Annotated in this window: 13 protein-coding genes; 5 read left to right on the forward strand and 8 right to left on the reverse strand. The window is 65.6% G+C overall.

The annotated features are described in order from the left end of the window. The first annotated feature begins 12 nt into the window (after nucleotides 1-12). The gene (radA, locus tag AC3WW4_RS14535) at nucleotides 13-1,386 is read left to right on the forward strand and encodes a DNA repair protein RadA (protein WP_488829174.1); all 1,374 of its coding nucleotides are present in this window, start codon (nucleotides 13-15) and stop codon (nucleotides 1,384-1,386) included. A gap of 66 nt (nucleotides 1,387-1,452) precedes the next feature. Here radA and murJ read toward each other — a convergent pair whose 3' ends face one another. Beyond that, the gene (gene murJ / locus AC3WW4_RS14540) at nucleotides 1,453-3,015 is read right to left on the reverse strand and encodes a murein biosynthesis integral membrane protein MurJ (protein ID WP_488829175.1); all 1,563 of its coding nucleotides are present in this window, start codon (nucleotides 3,013-3,015) and stop codon (nucleotides 1,453-1,455) included. Nucleotides 3,016-3,199: 184 nt separating this feature from the next. Between murJ and rpsT the strand changes: the two genes are divergently transcribed. Both rpsT and AC3WW4_RS14550 read left to right on the forward strand, forming a co-directional pair. Next, entirely contained in the window at nucleotides 3,200-3,493 is a 294-nt protein-coding gene (gene rpsT, locus AC3WW4_RS14545) for a 30S ribosomal protein S20 (protein WP_488829176.1), read from the forward strand. Nucleotides 3,494-3,743: 250 nt separating this feature from the next. Next, nucleotides 3,744-5,303 (forward strand): methyl-accepting chemotaxis protein, encoded by a 1,560-nt coding sequence (locus AC3WW4_RS14550; protein WP_488829177.1) that lies wholly within the window; start codon nucleotides 3,744-3,746, stop codon nucleotides 5,301-5,303. Between the two features lie 56 nt (nucleotides 5,304-5,359). On the opposite strand, the gene AC3WW4_RS14555 is transcribed toward AC3WW4_RS14550, so the two are convergent. After that, entirely contained in the window at nucleotides 5,360-5,731 is a 372-nt protein-coding gene (locus AC3WW4_RS14555; protein WP_488829178.1) for a DUF3579 domain-containing protein, read from the reverse strand. Nucleotides 5,732-6,069: 338 nt separating this feature from the next. Here AC3WW4_RS14555 and AC3WW4_RS14560 point away from each other — a divergent pair, with 338 nt between their 5' ends. Beyond that, a complete protein-coding gene (locus tag AC3WW4_RS14560) occupies nucleotides 6,070-7,269 on the forward strand; it encodes an aspartate aminotransferase family protein (protein WP_488829179.1) in 1,200 nt (399 codons plus the stop codon). 2 nt (nucleotides 7,270-7,271) lie between these two features. Next, nucleotides 7,272-8,204 (forward strand): ornithine carbamoyltransferase, encoded by a 933-nt coding sequence (gene argF, locus AC3WW4_RS14565; protein WP_488829180.1) that lies wholly within the window; start codon nucleotides 7,272-7,274, stop codon nucleotides 8,202-8,204. A 73-nt stretch (nucleotides 8,205-8,277) separates the two neighbouring features. Here argF and AC3WW4_RS14570 read toward each other — a convergent pair whose 3' ends face one another. The 6 genes from AC3WW4_RS14570 to flhB all read right to left on the reverse strand — a co-directional run bounded on the left by AC3WW4_RS14570 (nucleotide 8,278) and on the right by flhB (nucleotide 16,458). Next, a complete protein-coding gene (locus AC3WW4_RS14570) occupies nucleotides 8,278-9,711 on the reverse strand; it encodes a methyl-accepting chemotaxis protein (RefSeq protein WP_488829181.1) in 1,434 nt (477 codons plus the stop codon). Nucleotides 9,712-9,840: 129 nt separating this feature from the next. Beyond that, entirely contained in the window at nucleotides 9,841-10,566 is a 726-nt protein-coding gene (locus AC3WW4_RS14575) for an RNA polymerase sigma factor FliA (protein WP_488829182.1), read from the reverse strand. Between the two features lie 5 nt (nucleotides 10,567-10,571). Beyond that, entirely contained in the window at nucleotides 10,572-11,414 is an 843-nt protein-coding gene (locus tag AC3WW4_RS14580; protein WP_488829183.1) for a flagellar biosynthesis protein, read from the reverse strand. A 48-nt stretch (nucleotides 11,415-11,462) separates the two neighbouring features. Further along, complete coding sequence (gene flhF, locus AC3WW4_RS14585; protein WP_488829184.1) at nucleotides 11,463-13,175, reverse strand: flagellar biosynthesis GTPase FlhF; 1,713 nt, start codon at nucleotides 13,173-13,175, stop codon at nucleotides 11,463-11,465. Further along, nucleotides 13,172-15,244 (reverse strand): flagellar biosynthesis protein FlhA, encoded by a 2,073-nt coding sequence (gene flhA / locus AC3WW4_RS14590; protein ID WP_488829768.1) that lies wholly within the window; start codon nucleotides 15,242-15,244, stop codon nucleotides 13,172-13,174. The genes flhF and flhA overlap by 4 nt, the downstream gene beginning before the upstream one ends. A gap of 29 nt (nucleotides 15,245-15,273) precedes the next feature. Beyond that, nucleotides 15,274-16,458, reverse strand: a complete 1,185-nt coding sequence (gene flhB / locus AC3WW4_RS14595) for a flagellar biosynthesis protein FlhB (RefSeq protein ID WP_488829185.1) — start codon at nucleotides 16,456-16,458, stop codon at nucleotides 15,274-15,276. Nucleotides 16,459-16,564 lie beyond the last annotated feature (106 nt).

Consider the following 16,564-nt stretch of genomic DNA (forward strand, 5'->3'; position numbering starts at 1 on the left):
GACAATAGGGGCATGGCCAAAGAGAAAACCGTCTACACCTGCAGCGAGTGCGGGGGCGTCAGCCCCAAGTGGCTGGGCAAGTGCCCGCACTGCAACGCCTGGAACACCCTCGAAGAGACCCGCGCCGAGCCTGCCGCCAGCAAAAACCGCATGCAGGCGCTCTCGCGCGGCCTGAACGCGGCGCAACCGGTCACCACGCTGTCGCAGATCGAGGCGGCGGACGTGGCACGCACGCCCACCAGCCTGGAAGAGCTGGACCGGGTGCTGGGTGGCGGCATCGTCTCCGGCGGCGTGGTGCTGATCGGCGGCGACCCCGGCATCGGCAAGTCCACCTTGTTGTTGCAGGCGCTCGATGCCCTCTCGCGCCAGATGCCCGTGCTGTACGTGACCGGCGAGGAAAGCGGCGCCCAGGTGGCGCTGCGCGCCCACCGACTGGGGCTGGATGGCTCGCAGGTGCGCGTGCAGGCCGAGATCCAGCTGGAGAACATCATCGCCACGATGGAGGCGGAAAAGCCCTCCTTCTGCGTGATCGACTCGATCCAGACCATCTACTCCGACCAGCTCACCTCGGCGCCCGGCTCGGTGGCGCAGGTGCGTGAATGCGCCGCGCACCTGACCCGCGTCGCCAAGGCCACCGGCTGCACCACGGTGCTGGTGGGCCATGTGACCAAGGAGGGGGCCATTGCCGGCCCGCGCGTGCTGGAGCACATCGTGGACACGGTGCTCTACTTCGAGGGCGACACGCACAGCAGCTTCCGCCTGATCCGCGCCATCAAGAACCGCTTTGGCGCGGTCAACGAGATTGGCGTGTTCGCCATGACCGACAAGGGGCTCAAGGGGGTGACCAACCCGAGCGCCATCTTCCTGTCCACGCACAGCGAGCCGGTACCGGGCTCGTGCGTGCTGGTGACGCTGGAGGGCACGCGTCCGCTGCTGGTCGAAATCCAGGCCCTGGTGGATGCCGGCGGTCCCAGCCCGCGGCGCCTGAGCGTGGGCCTGGAGCGCGACCGCCTGGCCATGCTGCTGGCCGTGTTGCACCGTCACGCCGGCATGGCCTGCTCCGACCAGGATGTGTTCGTCAACGCCGTGGGCGGCGTGCGCATCAGCGAACCGGCCGCCGACCTGGCCGTGTTGCTGGCGATCCAGAGCAGCCTGCGCGGCAAGCCGCTGCCCAAGGGCTTTATCGCGTTTGGAGAGGTGGGCCTGGCAGGCGAGGTGCGCCCGGCGCCCCGCGGTCAGGAGCGGCTCAAGGAAGCGGCCAAATTGGGCTTCAGCATCGCGGTGGTGCCCAAGGCCAATGCGCCCAAGAAGCCCATCGAGGGACTGACCATCCACCCGGTCGAGCGGGTGGAAGAGGCCATCAACCTGGTGCGTTCGCTGATGTGAGTGAGACGCTGGCGGGCGGTGCACCCCAGCCACCCACCCTGCGTCCCGTTGCCATCGCCCGACGCTTCAACGCCGGATCGCCTTGCGCAGGTTCAGGCCCGACAACGCCAGCGCACCGAAGTACACCACCGCCGCGCCGACCAGGCAGGCCACCATCGCACCGATGCGCACCATCGGTTGCGCGCGAAGGCCGATCCAGTCGATGTGGTGCACAGCCAGCCACAGCCCCACGCCCAGCACCGCCGAGGCCACGCCCACCCGCAGCGCAAACAACCACCAGCCCGAGGAAGGCTGGTAACGGCCGGTGCGGCGCAGGCCGATCAGCAACCAGGTGGCATTGACCAGCGAGCCCAGGCCGATGGACAGCGCCAGACCGGCATGATGAAGGAAAGGCACGAACACCGCATTGAGGCACTGGGTGATCACCAGCACCGCGATGCCGATGCGCACGGGGGTCTTGATGTCCTGCGTGGCATAGAACCCAGGCGCCAGCACCTTCACGCCGATCAACCCCAGCAGGCCCACGCCGTAGCACGACAGCGCCAGCACGGTCTGTTGCACGTCATGCGGGGTAAAGCGGCCATAGTGATAGAGCACCGCCACCAGCGGCTCGGCAAACAACAGCAGCCCCATGGCCGCCGGCAACGCCAGCAAGAGCACCAGACGCAGGCCCCAGTCGAGCATCTCGGAGAAACGTGCGTTGTCACCCGCGGCCTGCGCGCGCGACAGTTGCGGCAGCAGCACCACGCCCAGGGCCACCCCCAGCATGGCGGTCGGGAACTCCATGAGCCGGTCGGCATAGGTGAGCCAGGAAACCGAGCCCGCCCCCAGGTGCGAGGCGATCTGCGTGTTGATCAAGAGGGAAATCTGCGCCACCGACACGCCCAGGATGGCCGGCGCCATCTGGCGCAGGACGCGCTTGACGCCGGGATGCGACCACGCGCGTCGCCATGCACCCGGCATCAAACCGATGCGAGGCACCATGCCAATCTTGAGCAAGGCAGGCACCTGCACGCCCAGTTGCAGCATGCCCCCCGCCATGACCCCCACCGCCAGCGCGTACACCGGCTCAATGCCATGGCGCTCGAACAGCGGCGCCACGAACACCGCCGCGCCAATGGTGCACAGGTTGAGCAGCACCGGCGTGGCCGCAGGCACGGCGAAACGGCTCCAGGTGTTGAGGATGCCGGCGCTCAAGGCCACCAGGGACATGAAGCCGATGTAGGGGAACATCCAGCGCGTCATGACGACGGCCGCATCAAAGCCGCCACTCTCCTTCAAGCCCGAGGCCATGACCCAGACCAGCACCGGCGCGCCGACCACGCCCAGCACGCAGGTCACCAGCAAGGCGCCAAACAATACGGTGCCCACGGCATTGACCAGGTCATGGGTGGCCTGGTCGCCGCTCTGGGTGCGGCTCTCGGCCAAGATGGGCACAAAGGCCTGCGAGAAGGCACCCTCGGCAAACAGACGGCGCAGCAGGTTGGGAATGCGGAACGCGACGTTGAAGGCGTCGGTGGTGGCGCTGGCCCCGAAGGCCGCCGCGATCAGCAGCTCCCGAACCAGACCGGTGATGCGTGACGCCAGGGTCAGCAGAGAAACGATGGACGCGGATTTGAGCAAACTCATCGCGGCATTATAGGAAGCCGCACGCCCTGCCCGGCCCTCTGCGCTGGACGGATTCATCCGGGGCTGTTATGATGTTCGGCTTTCCAACCAACTTTGCCCTCGTGGGGTGCGAATTGGCCTGAGGTGGTGCTTTAGCTTGATTGCGAGTGCTGTGTCGGCCAGGCATCTACAGGGCCTGCATACCATGCCATCAGCATCCAAAGTCCAGAAGACTGTCCGTATCGCCTCCGGTCGCAAGCGCGTCCGTCAAGACGTCAAGCTGAACGCTGCCAACACCTCGCTGCGTTCCAAGTTCCGCACCGCCGTCAAGAGCGTGCTGAAGGCTGTGGCCACCGGCGACAAGGCCAAGGCTTCCGAAGCTTTCAAGACCGCCCAAAGCGTGATCGACTCGATCGCCGACAAGCGCATCTTCCACAAGAACAAGGCCGCTCGTTACAAGAGCCGTCTGTCTGCCAAGGTCAAGGCCATGGCCGCCTGATTCAGGCCTGCGTCACGCTGACCTCGGTCAGACCAAAACGCCCGATGCTTGCATCGGGCGTTTTGCTTTGTGTCGAATAGTTGCCAGTTGCGCGGCAAATTGCACATGCTGGATTGACGCAGGGATTCAGAATCACGGAAGTTGACTCGCCTTGCGCATCTGTCGCCGTCATTGCGGCGCAGTTGCTCGCCCTACCGATGATGTCGATCGACCTCCCTGACGTTGTTCGCATCAACCTGCCCGGATGTTCATGAACCAATTCAAAATCTCCACCCGCATCCTTCTGATGCTGGGCGTCCTTGCCACCTTGCTCATGGTTGTCGGCCTCTTGGGACTGCGGGGCATGAGCCACTCGAATGACAGCATGCGGTCGATCTACGAAGACCGAACGGTCCCGATCAAGCAACTGGCTGACATCAACTACCTGGCCAACCGCAACCGCATTCTGGTCATGGACATGATGCTCACGCTTGCAGAAGGCGGTGAGCAGGCACGACTGGACAAGCGCGTCAGTGAGGTCAACGCGAACCAGGCGAAGCTGTTGGACATCTGGAAAGCCTATAAGGCCACCAAGTTGACGCCCGAAGAAGCCCAACTGGCTGCCGATCTGGAAAAGCTGGGGGTGGCGTACACCGCCGAGGCCTTGGTCCCGACGGCCAAGGCGCTGGCCGGCAGAGATCTGGCGACCGGCACCCAGCTGTATCAACAACAGATCAGCCCGCGGGCGCCCGCCTTCCAGCAAACGATCACCGCCTTGATGGACTTGCAGGACAAAGTGGCCAGAGAGGAGTATCAGGCCGCGTCGGACAGCTATGCAGGCCAACGCGCCCTGTCCATCGGCGCCATCTTGGCCGGCGTCGCTGTTGCCGCCGTGCTGGGCTGGTCGCTGCTGCAAGGCATCCGCGCCTCGCTGAACGAAGCCATGGCGGCCACGCATGCGGTAGCCTCAGGAGACCTCACCCACCGCATTAAGATAGTCGGCCAGGACGAAATCACCGAGTTGCTGCGTGAGTTGATGAAGATGCAGCAGGCCTTGGGCGATGTGGTGTTGCGGGTTCGCACGGGGGCAGAGTCGGTGTCCACCGCGTCCGCCGAAATTGCTCAGGGCAATCAGGACCTGAGCTCCCGCACCGAGAGCCAGGCCAGCGCCCTGGAAGAGACCGCCGCCTCGATGGAGCAACTGAGCTCGACCGTGCAGCAAAACGCCGACAACGCCCGACAGGCCAACCAGTTGGCCAACAGCGCGTCCAGCGTCGCCATCCAGGGCGGCGAGGTTGTCGGCCAGGTGGTCGAGACCATGAAGGGCATCAGCGACAGCTCGCGCCAGATCGCCGAGATCATCAATGTCATCGATGGCATCGCCTTTCAGACCAACATCCTGGCCTTGAATGCGGCGGTCGAAGCCGCGCGAGCGGGTGAACAAGGGCGCGGTTTCGCCGTGGTCGCCACCGAAGTCCGCAACCTGGCCCAGCGCAGCGCCGAAGCCGCCAAGGAGATCAAGCACCTGATCACGGACAGCGTCTCGCGCGTGGAACAAGGCACCAGCCAGGTGGACCGTGCCGGCGCCACCATGAACGAGATCGTCACCAGCATCCGCCGTGTGTCCGACATCGTGGCCGAGATCAGCGCAGCCTCGACCGAGCAAAGCGCCGGGGTGTCACAGGTGGGTGAAGCGGTGATGCAGCTGGATCAGGCCACGCAGCAAAATGCTGCCATGGTGGAGGAAATGGCCGCCGCCGCCAGCAGCCTGCGCAGCCAGTCTCAGGACCTGGTGCAGACCGTCGCCGCCTTCAAGGTGGCCGGCCACTGAGCGCAGGCCGCGCAAGCGGCTCAGCTGAGCGCACGTCAGGCACAAAAAAGCCCGCTCTAAGCGGGCTTTTTGTCAGGCGCAGTGGAGACCGTGCCGGCCGGATCGAGCAAGCAGGCTTCGACCACCTGCAGGCCATTGTCCTTGGCAAAGTTCATCACGAAGTCCCAGGCCATGGGTTCGAGCGCGCGCAAGGCTTCGTTGACCACCACACATTTGACGTTGCCCATGGTGGTGGGGACGCAGTAGGGGGAATAGCCGATGTGGGCGCCCTGTCCTTGTGCGGCACCGCCGGGGCGGAAGCCCGACATCACGCCGGCCAGGCGCTCGGCCCAGTCACTGGGACGAAAGGTTCGACCGTTCTGGGTGATGCCCTGAATGAAGAATTCACGTGGCGGGGAGGATTTGGAAAAAGGGGGGAACGTCGACACGGTGGCGCTTCCGACGGCTGCTCAATGGGTGATTGACAGAAAAGAGGGCGACCACCAGATTGTGTCTGGCAGCCACGAACGACAAGGCACAGGCCCCAGCGGGTAGCCGGGCACTGCGCCTTGGCACAGAAGACGTCCGAAACGAGCGTTTCTGTACATGACAGGCCCTCATTGTCGTGGACGTGCGCCCCCACCGCAAGTCCACCCCGCAGAATCCGCACCCGGCGAGTGGGGCTCACGCGCAGGAACGCGCGCGCAAACGGGCACCTTTTACTTAGAATGTCCCTTGGCGCAGTGCCTGCTGCGCCATTTTTCTTTCCTGATGTGAGATTCCTGCCATGAACGCCCCCGTGTCGATGCCCCATGTGATGCCCACTTACGGCCGCCTGCCCATTGCGTTGTCGCATGGCGAAGGCGCTTACGTCTGGGACACCGAGGGCCGACGCTATCTGGATGGCCTCTCGGGCATCGCGGTCAACACCCTGGGGCACAAGCACCCCAAGCTGGTGGCGGCGCTGCAGGATCAGGTCAGCAAGATGATCCACAGCTGCAACTACTACCAGGTGCCGCTGCAGGAAGATCTGGCCCGCTTGCTGGTAGAGCGTTCGGGCCTGACCAATGCCTTCTTCTGCAACTCGGGCCTGGAGGCCAACGAGGCGGCATTGAAGATCGCCCGCAAGTTCGGTCATGACAAAGGCATTCACCGCGCCGAGGTGATCGTGTGCGAGCGCGCCTTCCATGGCCGCTCGATCGCCACGCTGTCGGCCACCGGCAACCCCAAGATCCACGCGGGCTTCGAGCCGCTGGTGGAAGGCTTCGTGCGCGTGCCGTTCAACGACATCGCCGCGCTGGAAGAGGCGGTTGCCACGCACCCGAATGTGACGGCCATCTTCATGGAAACCATCCAGGGTGAAGGTGGCATCACGCCGGCACGCATCGACTACCTGCAAGCGGCCCGCCGTGTGTGTGACGACAAGGGCATCTTGCTGATGCTCGACGAAGTGCAGTGCGGCATGGGCCGCACCGGCAAGTGGTTTGCCTACCAGTGGGCCGGCATCCAGCCGGACGTGATGCCGCTGGCCAAGGGCCTGGGATCGGGTGTGCCCATCGGCGCGGTGGTGTGTGGTCCCCAGGCCGCCCACGTGCTGCAAGCGGGCAACCACGGCACGACCTTTGGCGGCAACCCGCTGGCGATGCGCGCGGGCGTCACCACCATCCAGGTGATGGAAGAAGAACAGCTGCTGTCTCAGGCCGACCGCGTGGGCAAGCACCTGATGGCGGCGCTGCAACGCGAGCTGGGCGGCGTCAAGGGCGTCAAGGAAGTCCGCGGTGAGGGCCTGATGATCGGCCTCGAACTCGATCGGCCTTGCGGTGTGATCCTGACGCGTGCCATGGAAGCCGGCCTGCTGCTGAGCGTGACCGCCGACACGGTGGTGCGCCTGCTGCCACCGCTGATCTTCACCACCGAACAAGCCGACGATCTGGTGGCCATCCTGGCGCCGCTGGTGCGTCAATTCCTGTCTGAAAGCGTGGCCTGACCATGAAGCCCGGATTGAGTCTGATCAAGCATTACCTGCAGTTCAAGGACCTGCGCTCGCAAGAGTACGCCTACCTGTTCGAGCGCGCGGCCATCATCAAGAAGCGCTTCAAGAACTACGAGAAGTACAACCCGCTGGCCGACCGCACGCTGGCGATGATCTTCGAGAAGGCATCCACGCGCACCCGCGTGAGCTTCGAGGCGGGCATGTACCAGATGGGCGGCTCGGTGGTGCACCTGACCACCGATGGCAGCCAGTTGGGCCGCAGCGAGCCGATCGAGGACAGCGCCAAGGTGATCTCGCGCATGGTCGACATCGTGATGATCCGCACCTACGAGCAGGCCAAGCTGGTGAAGTTTGCGGCGAACTCGCGGGTGCCGGTCATCAACGGCCTGACCAACGAGTACCACCCCTGCCAGATCCTGGCCGACATCTTCACCTACATCGAGCACCGTGGCTCGATCGAGGGCAAGGTGGTGGCCTGGGTGGGCGACGGCAACAACATGGCCAACACCTGGCTGCAGGCGGCCGAGATCCTGGGCTTCACGGTGCACGTGAGCACGCCCAGCGGCTACGAGATCGACCCGGACGTCGCGGGCATCCAGTCCACCGACTGCTACAAGGTGTTCAAGGATCCGATGGACGCCTGCCGGGGCGCCGATCTGGTGACCACCGATGTGTGGACGTCCATGGGCTACGAGGCCGAGAACGAAGCGCGCATGAAGGCGTTTGCGGACTGGTGCGTGGACACCGAGATGATGGCCGTGGCCAAGCCCAATGCGCTGTTCATGCACTGCCTGCCCGCCCACCGCGGCGAGGAAGTCGAGGCCGAGGTCATTGATGGCCCGCAGTCGGTCGTGTGGGACGAGGCCGAGAACCGCATGCACGTGCAGAAGGCACTGATGGAGTACCTGCTGCTGGGGCGCATTGGCTGATTGGCTCGGCTGGCTTCCTCACGAAAAAGGGACTCATGCGTGAGTCCCTTTTGCATGGTGTCGTGGGTTTCGGTCAACGAAGCGCGGACACCGTGGCCTGGGTGTTGAACACCGACACGGCGGCGATGAGCTCGTCGGATTGCTGACGCAGGCGCTCGGCGGCGGCCGCCGTCTGCTCCACCATCGCGGCGTTTTGCTGCGTGGTCTGATCGAGCCGGCTGATGGCCAGGTTGATCTGGCCGATGCCCTCGTTCTGCTCGGAGCTGGAGACGGTGATCTCGCTGACCAGGGTGCTGACGCGACGCACCTGCTCGACGACCTCGCCGATGATCTCGCCAGTGTTGCCGACCAGGCTGCTGCCGGAGTCCACCTGTTCGACGCTGCGGGTGATGAGTTGCTTGATCTCCTTGGCTGCTTCGGCACTGCGCTGGGCCAGGTTGCGCACCTCGCTGGCCACCACGGCAAAGCCCCTGCCCTGCTCGCCGGCCCGCGCGGCCTCCACGGCCGCGTTCAGCGCCAGGATGTTGGTCTGGAAGGCAATGCCGTCGATCACCCCGATGATGTCGGTGATCTTGCGGCTGGACTGCTGGATGCCGGACATGGTGTCCACCACCCGGTGCACGGCCTCGCCGCCGCGGGCGGCCACGTCGGAGGCCTGCCCCGCGAGGTGGTTGGCCTGGTGGGCGTTGTCCACGCTGGCACGGATGGTGGAGGCGATCTCTTCGACGGAGGCGGCAGTTTGCGCGATGCTGGCGGCAGCGTCCTCGGTGCGACTGCTCAAGGACTGGTTGCCGTGGGCGATGTCGCCGCTGGCCTGCCGGATGGCATCGGCCGAACGGTTCACCTGAAGGATCGCGGTTTCGATGTGCTGCAAGGCGTCCACCAGTTTGCGGCTGACTCGCCCTTGGGCTGACAGGTGCGACACCTGCAAGTTGACCGTGCCGTCATCGCCCTGAATCTGCTCGACGATGCGCATGAGTTCTTCGGCGGTGGCGAAATCAGCCCGGGCTCGCAAAGCCAGCAGAACCAGCACGACCGATTCCACAACGACGTAGACGGCGTGCTCGACCACCCGCATGAAGCTGGGTTCGGTGAAGCACATAGGGCCCCAGCCCCAGGTCTGGAACTGGTTGAACGTCAGGTGGTGGATGGCGATGGCCACGGCCCCCGCGATGACCGCCACGCTGCTGCGGTAGACCACCAGGCAGGCCAGGAAGGCGAAGACGGCGAAGTGGGCCTCGCTGTGGCCGCGGGCGACGTGGATCATCAGCCCGACCATGGTCATGCCCAGCACCGGCAAGGCGATCCGGCTGAGTGTCCCAGCCTTGGACCAGGCGGCCACGCCCAGCGACAAACCCATGAACACCAGGCCGAGCACCAGGCCCAGCATCAGGTTGTTGTAGATCCAGCCGTAGGCCAGGGTGCCGATGAACACGGCGGCGATGCCCCACAGCACCACGATGTCGTGGCGGTGGAAAAGATAGCCTGGAGAGGAGTTTGCGCGCATGAAGGGTCCTTTTTCCGGGCGAATCTTAGAGGGTCAACCCTGAACTCGCGCGGCAATAAGCACGCTCATGGACGAAATCAGAAACATGCCCGCCATGACCTTGATTTGAATCAGGTCACAAGGTGGAATTCACCACTCGCGCAACTTGACGCGCAGGCGGGCGATCGACTGGCTGTGGAGCTGGCAGACGCGCGACTCGGTCACGCCCAGCACGGCCGCGATTTCCTTGAGGTTCATGTCCTCTTCGTAATAGAGGCTCATGACGAGCTGTTCGCGCTCGGGCAGTTTCTTGATCGCCTCGACCAGGGCGTGGCGCATGCGATCGTCCTGCAGCAGGTGCTGGGGGTCGCTGCCGCTGTCGGCGACGTGGCGGTCGAGGAAGTCGTGGTCGCCGTCGTCACCGCTCATGTCTTCGAGGTAGATGAGCTGGGTGCCACGCACCTTGCCGAGCATCTCCTGGTAGTCGTCCAGGCTCAGGCCCATCTCGGCGGCGATCTCGCTTTCGTGCGGGGCGCGCCCCAGGCGCTGCTCCAGACGGTGAACCGCCTTTTCGATGTCACGCTGTTGCTTGCGGGTGCCCCGGCTGAGCCAGTCGGCGCCACGCAACTCGTCGAGCATGGCGCCGCGGATGCGCTGGGTGGCAAAGGTTTCGATCTGCACGCCTTGCGCCGGGTCGAAGCGGCTGAGCGCGTCGGCTAGGCCGATCATGCCGACCTGGATCAGGTCATCGACCTCGACGTTGGCGGGCAGTTTGGCCATCATCTGGTGCGCGAGACGCCGCACCAGCGGGCTGTACTGCCGCAGCATCGCGTTGACGTCGAGACGTCCCTTGGCTGAGTACGTGCTGGGTTCCATGTACATCAATTATGGGCCGAGGCAACGCGGGCCGGCAAGGCCGAGCCCGGGGAAGTGAGGTGTTCGAACGCCGAATCGCCCAGGCTCAGGGGCAGCGCGCCATGCAACAGGGCGGCGGCCATCTCCATGAAGTGGGGGTCGGGGTCGGCGGTGGGGGCTTGCCGCGGGTCGAGCTGGTGGGCGCTGCGCTGGACCACACCCAGGAAGTCGTCGGCGCAGCGCGCCAGGCGTTGGGCCACAGGTTCGGCCTGGGCGCTCTCGACGGGAGCACACACGAGCAGGTCGTAGCTCATCCAGCCGCCGCGCTGGCTGAGGATCTTGACCGCGGCGTAGGCATCGGTGAGGCCCTCGGCCATGTCGTTGGTGAACACCAGCGGACGCAGCGAGAAGCCACGCGAGGGCTGGCCGAACAGGCGCACGATTTCGCTGGCCGAGGCGTGCACGAGCACCACGTCGCTGCGGGGCGAGGCATCGGCCAGGGCAGGCAAGAGGCTGGCGCAGGAGCCGCGGGCGTCGGCATGGCGCAGAGGCAGGCCCCGAGCGGCCATGTAGCTGACCTGGGTGGAGAGCGTCTCGATGCCTTCGGCCAGATCGAACTCGACCAGTTCGCTGGGGGCGCGGGCCTGGTCACTGGCGTCCACCACCAGGGTGTTGAGCCCGAAGCTGGCGTAGGCGGCGCACAGGCGCTCGAGCACCAGGCCACCGCAACCCGAGCGGCCATTGGCCACGACGGGGATGAAGCGCAGGACGCGCGAGACAAACATCTGCCGCAGCCCTTGCGCCTGGTCGACAGGAGGCTGGGCGCGGGTGCTGGCAGAGCGAGCCTGGGGGCGGGCGTGGCGTGTCATCGGCGCAGTCTGGAAATGGCGTACGAGCGTTCAGTGAACGGCGGCACCTCACATGGCGCGGGCGGACGTCTGGGATTCGGTGGGGCTGGGGGTCGAGAAGACCAGGCTGACCTCGGTGGGGTCGAGGCGGTAGGCCGGGTTCAGGCTGGCGCGCAAGGCGCGATGCACCAGGGCCTGCGAGGACAGGCGGTGCCAGTCTTCGGGCACGCGCTGGCCGTTGGCCACGCCGACCACCTTGAGCTTGTGGCGGATCAGGGCGTCCAGGGCCGGGCCGAGTTTGACGGCCTCGTCGAGCTTGGACAGGATGACGCCGGCGCAGGCATCGGCCTGGTAGGCGTGCATCACGTCTTCGATGGCGTCGCCCTGGGCAGCGGTGTTGATGACCAGCAGTTTCTTGATGCTGGGGTGGGCCAGCAGGTCGAGCAGTTCCTTGGTGCGGCCATCGCGTTGGGCCATGCCGGCGGTGTCGATGAGGATCATCTTCTTGCCGGACAGCAGCTCCAGCAGGTCTTCCAGCGCGGCGCGGTCGTGGGCCATGTGCACAGGCACGCCCAGGATGCGGCCGTAGGCGCGCAGCTGTTCGTGGGCACCGACACGGTAGGCGTCCAGGGTGATGAGGCCCAGGTTGGAGGCACCGTGCTTGGCGGCGAAGGTGGCGGCCAGCTTGGCGGTCGAGGTGGTCTTGCCCACGCCGGTCGAGCCAATCAGGGCGAACACGCCGCCCTGGTCTTCGATGGCGCGCTCACGGTCAGCGGTGTTCAGGTTGCGTTGCAGCACCTGGGTGGCCCACTGCACTTCGTCATGCGTGCCGTCGATGACTTCGGCGGGCATGGCGTCCAACATCTTGCGGATCAGCACGGCAGAGAAACCGCCGTCGAGCAGCTTCTGGGCCAGCGCAGCCTGCGCGGGGGTGCGGCCGAGCTTTTCGACGAAGGCCATGGTGTCGAAGCGCTCCTTCATCATGGCGCGCATGGCACGCAGCTCGCCCATCATGAAGGCGTTGGCGTCCTGGGCGGCCTTGAGGGCTTCGACCGTGGCGGTGTCGACGGCAGCAGCGCGCGGCGCTTCACGGCGGGCCTCGGGTGCGGCGGCCGGGACCATCTGCGCCATCGTCAGGTCAGCATGGGCGGCACGGGCCGGACGGGCCGGCGCAGAAGCACGGCTGATGGCAGCCGCAGCGGCGGCCTTTTCAGCCTGGTAGGCCTGCCAGTCGTCGGCAACGTCGTCGTCCATGACGGGCAGCGTGGTCGGACGGTGCACCAGGTCGGCACCCAAGTCCACGGCAGCGGTGTGTTCGGGCACGGGGGCGGCCTTGGGGGCGGCGAAGCGCTGGCTCAGCTGCTCTTCAGCGCTGGCGCTCAGGGCGGGTTCGGCACGCGACTGCATGGCAGCCTGGCGGCGCTTGAGCATGCGTTCGCGCACATAGTCCTGGAAGGACAAGGTGCTCATGGCCAGTTGCTTGACGTCGTCCTGCACCGAGCTGGCCAGATTCGCCATGGCCGAGCGGGCCGGTGCTGCCGCCGGGGCGTCAGCCGCCTTGCGGGAACCGGTGGGCAGGCTGACGTTCGCGGCGCGGGGGGCCGGGGTGTTGCTGACGTAGCTGTCGATGGCAGGGATGCTCTCGCCAGCCATGGCCAGGATCTCGATGCCGCCTTCGGCCGCGGGCTTGGTGGACAGGACCACGGCGTCGTCGCCAAAGGCCGCCTTGACCTTTTGCATGGCCTCGCGGCTGTTGCGTCCAATGAAGCGCTTGACGTTCATGCGTGGCCTCCGATCAGGGTACCGATGCGAATCGAGTGAGTCTCAGGGATCTCGCTGTGGCCCAGGACCTTCAGACGCGGGGCCGCACGCTTGAGCAGACGCGCCACCGAGGGGCGGATGGCGTCTGGCACGAGCAGGCAGGCCGGTTGACCCATGTTTTCCTGGCGCTGGGTGGCGTCGGCCGCCTGGCGCGTGAGGTGGTCGGCCACGCCAGGGTCCAGCATGGGACCGTTGGGCGAGGTCAGGGCCTGGGTCAGCAGGCGTTCGAGGTCGGGCTCGATGGCGATGACATCCAGCTCCTTCACCGGGCCATAGATCTGCTGCACGATGGCAGGAGCCAGGCCAATGCGAATGCGGCGGGCCAACTCGGCCGGATCCTGCGCCACCTGACCACCGGCCGAGGCGCTTTCCGCCAGGGTTTCGATGATGGAGCGCATGTCACGGATGTGCACACCCTCTTCCAGCAGGAGCTGGAGGACCTTTTGCAGGATGGGGATGCCGACCATTTTGGGAACCACGTCTTCGATGAGTTTGGGAGCCAGTTTTGTCACATGCTCCACCAGCTGTTGGGTTTCAACCCGGCCCAGCAGCTTGGCGGCGTGCAGTTGCATCAAGTGTGAGAGATGTGTGGCCACGACAGTCGATGGATCAACGACCGTGTAACCCGCCATTTGTGCGGCATCCCTTTGCCGCTCTTCCACCCACACCGCTGGCAGTCCGAAGGCGGGGTCGGTGGCCGCCGCCCCCTGAATGGGGTTCGTCACATGCCCCGGATTGATCGCCATCAGCATGTTGGGGAAGACCTCGCCCTCGCCCACCACCGCACCGCGCAAGGTAATGCGATAGTTGCTGGGGCGCAGTTCCAGGTTGTCCTTGATGTGCACCGAAGGCGGCAAAAAGCCGACTTCTTGCGCGAACTTGCGGCGAACGCCCTTGATCCGGTTGAGCAGGTCGCCGCCACGGTCCTTGTCGACCAGCTGGATCAGGCGGTAGCCGACTTCCAGGCCCAGGGTGTCGACGGGCTGCAGGTCTTCCCAGGTGGCTTCGCCGCCCGGTGCAGCCGCGGCAGCCGGCTTCTCAATGGGCTTGGGCGCCAAACGAGCGGCCTCTTGCTTCTCATGGTTGCGCCAGGCGCTGTAGCCCAGCAGGCTGGCCACCGGCAGAAACACGAGGGAAGGCATGCCCGGGATCACCCCCAGCAGGAAGATGATGCCGGCGGCCACACCCAAGACTTTGGGGTTGGCCAGCATCTGACCCATGATCTGGGTGCCGACGTCTTGCTCCTTGCCGACGCGCGACACCACCATGGCGGCCGCCACCGAGATCAGCAATGCTGGGATCTGGGCGACCAGGGCATCGCCCACAGCCAGCAGGATGTAGGAGCTGGCGGCCTCAGAAGCGGACAGGCCGTGCTGCACCACACCGATGATGAAGCCGCCGATGATGTTGATGAACAGAATCAGGATGCCGGCGACCGCATCGCCACGCACGAACTTGGAGGCACCGTCCATGGAGCCATGGAACTCGGCCTCTTCGCCCACTTCACGGCGACGGCGCTTGGCCTCGGCCTCGTCGATCAGGCCGGCGTTCATGTCGGCGTCAATGGCCATCTGCTTGCCGGGCATGGCGTCCAGGGCAAAGCGGGCGCCCACTTCGGCGATCCGCTCGGCGCCCTTGGTGATCACCACGAAGTTGATCACGACCAGGATGGCGAACACGATCAGGCCCACGGCGAAGTTGCCGCCGATCAGGAAGTGACCGAAGGACTCGATCACCGCGCCCGCGGCGCCGGTGCCGGTGTGGCCCTCCATCAGCACCACCCGGGTCGAAGCCACGTTCAGCGCCAAACGCAGCAAGGTCGTCAGCAGCAGCACGGCCGGGAACGCAGCAAAGTCCAGCGGCCGCAGCATCGTGGCGGCCACCATCATCACCATCAGCGCGGTGGCGATGTTGAAGGTGAAGAACAGGTCCAGCAGGAGGGGCGGCAGGGGCAGCACCATCAGCGCCAGCACCGCCACCACAATCAAGGGAGCGGCCATGGCCTGGAAGCGCTTGGGGTCGCCGCCCATCAGGGCCTGGATTTTCTGCAACGTCGGGTTCATGCTTCAGCCTCTGCTTGCATGGCGGCGGCGCGGGCCTTCGCCTTGTCGGACTGCTGGGGATCGAGTTCGCGCGGCACCTCCAGATCGGGCAGGTTGCCCGGCATCGGGGCCTGGCCGGTCAGGGCCTGACGCAGCTGGAACACATAGGCCATCACCTGGGCGACGGCGGTGTACAGGGCCACCGGCACTTCCTGGTCGATCTCGGTGTTGGCGTACAGCGCACGGGCCAGCGGCGGGGCCTCCAGCACGGGCACACGGTGTTCGGTGGCCAGGTCCCGGATCTTGAGGGCGATCAGGTCCAGACCCTTGGCCACGACACGCGGCGCCCCCATCGTGCCCTCTTCGTACTTCAGGGCCACGGCATAGTGGGTGGGGTTCATCACGACGAGGTCGGCCGTGGGCACGGCAGCCAGCATGCGCTTGCGGGCCTGCTCACGCATCAGCTGCTTGATGCGGCCCTTGACCTCCTGGTTGCCTTCCTGCTGCTTGAATTCTTCCTTTTGATCCTGATGGCTCATGCGCATGCGCTGGGCAAACAGGAACTTCTGCAGCGGCCAGTCGATCAGCGCGAACGCGGCGATCACCAGCAGCATCGAGCCCAGCACATCGGCCAGGGTGGCGCCCAGCGTGGCGATGGCCGCCGGCAGCGGCATGGCCAGCAGGTCCACCGTGCGGGGCCAGGCCTGGTACAACAAGGTGATTCCGACCACCCCCAGGATCAGGCCCAGCAAGCTGGCTTTCAAGGCATCCACCAGTTGCTGCTTGGAGAACACCCGCCCGATGCCACTGATGGGATTGAGTTTGCTGAACTTGGGTTGCAGCACCTTGAAGGACATCACCCAGCCGCCGGCCAGCACACTGGCCGCCACCGCCGCCAGCATGATGCCCGCTGCGAAGGGCAGCACCACCAGCAGGCCCTCAATGGCCCATTCGCTCAGCCGCTCGACCATCATCTCGGGCGCGGACACCGTGCGGGCATCGAAGCGCAAACCCGCGTGCAGCATCTTCTGCATGTGCCCCATCCACACCGGCGTGAGCCCCATCAGCACCCCGGTGGCGGCGAGCACGACCAGGAAGTGGCCCAGGTCCTTGGAACGGACCACCTGGCCTTCTTCTTTGGCTTTCTGCAGTTTCCGCGCGGTGGCGGGTAACTGCTTGTCTTGTGCGCTGTCGTCGGACATGATGGGGAAATACTCCTGCTTGGAGAGGATTGTTGGCCACGGCCGCGCAAACTTGAGCGAGATAAGCAGGGCCGCCCGCCCCCTTTTCCCCGCACTCCAGCTCCGA

The sequence above is a fragment of the Aquabacterium sp. TM01 genome, assembly GCF_057808345.1.

Excerpts from the sequence above, each read along its gene's own strand:
- argF (WP_488829180.1), top strand. The coding sequence starts at position 7,272 with ATGAAGCCCGGATTGAGTCTGATCAAGCATTACCTGCAGTTCAAGGAC.
- AC3WW4_RS14580 (WP_488829183.1), bottom strand. The coding sequence starts at position 11,414 with ATGACACGCCACGCCCGCCCCCAGGCTCGCTCTGCCAGCACCCGCGCC.
- AC3WW4_RS14570 (WP_488829181.1), bottom strand. The coding sequence starts at position 9,711 with ATGCGCGCAAACTCCTCTCCAGGCTATCTTTTCCACCGCCACGACATC.
- flhA (WP_488829768.1), bottom strand. The coding sequence starts at position 15,244 with ATGGGCGGCGACCCCAAGCGCTTCCAGGCCATGGCCGCTCCCTTGATT.
- flhF (WP_488829184.1), bottom strand. The coding sequence starts at position 13,175 with ATGAACGTCAAGCGCTTCATTGGACGCAACAGCCGCGAGGCCATGCAA.
- AC3WW4_RS14550 (WP_488829177.1), top strand. The coding sequence starts at position 3,744 with ATGAACCAATTCAAAATCTCCACCCGCATCCTTCTGATGCTGGGCGTC.
- AC3WW4_RS14560 (WP_488829179.1), top strand. The coding sequence starts at position 6,070 with ATGAACGCCCCCGTGTCGATGCCCCATGTGATGCCCACTTACGGCCGC.
- murJ (WP_488829175.1), bottom strand. The coding sequence starts at position 3,015 with ATGAGTTTGCTCAAATCCGCGTCCATCGTTTCTCTGCTGACCCTGGCG.
- rpsT (WP_488829176.1), top strand. The coding sequence starts at position 3,200 with ATGCCATCAGCATCCAAAGTCCAGAAGACTGTCCGTATCGCCTCCGGT.
- AC3WW4_RS14575 (WP_488829182.1), bottom strand. The coding sequence starts at position 10,566 with ATGGAACCCAGCACGTACTCAGCCAAGGGACGTCTCGACGTCAACGCG.
- radA (WP_488829174.1), top strand. The coding sequence starts at position 13 with ATGGCCAAAGAGAAAACCGTCTACACCTGCAGCGAGTGCGGGGGCGTC.
- flhB (WP_488829185.1), bottom strand. The coding sequence starts at position 16,458 with ATGTCCGACGACAGCGCACAAGACAAGCAGTTACCCGCCACCGCGCGG.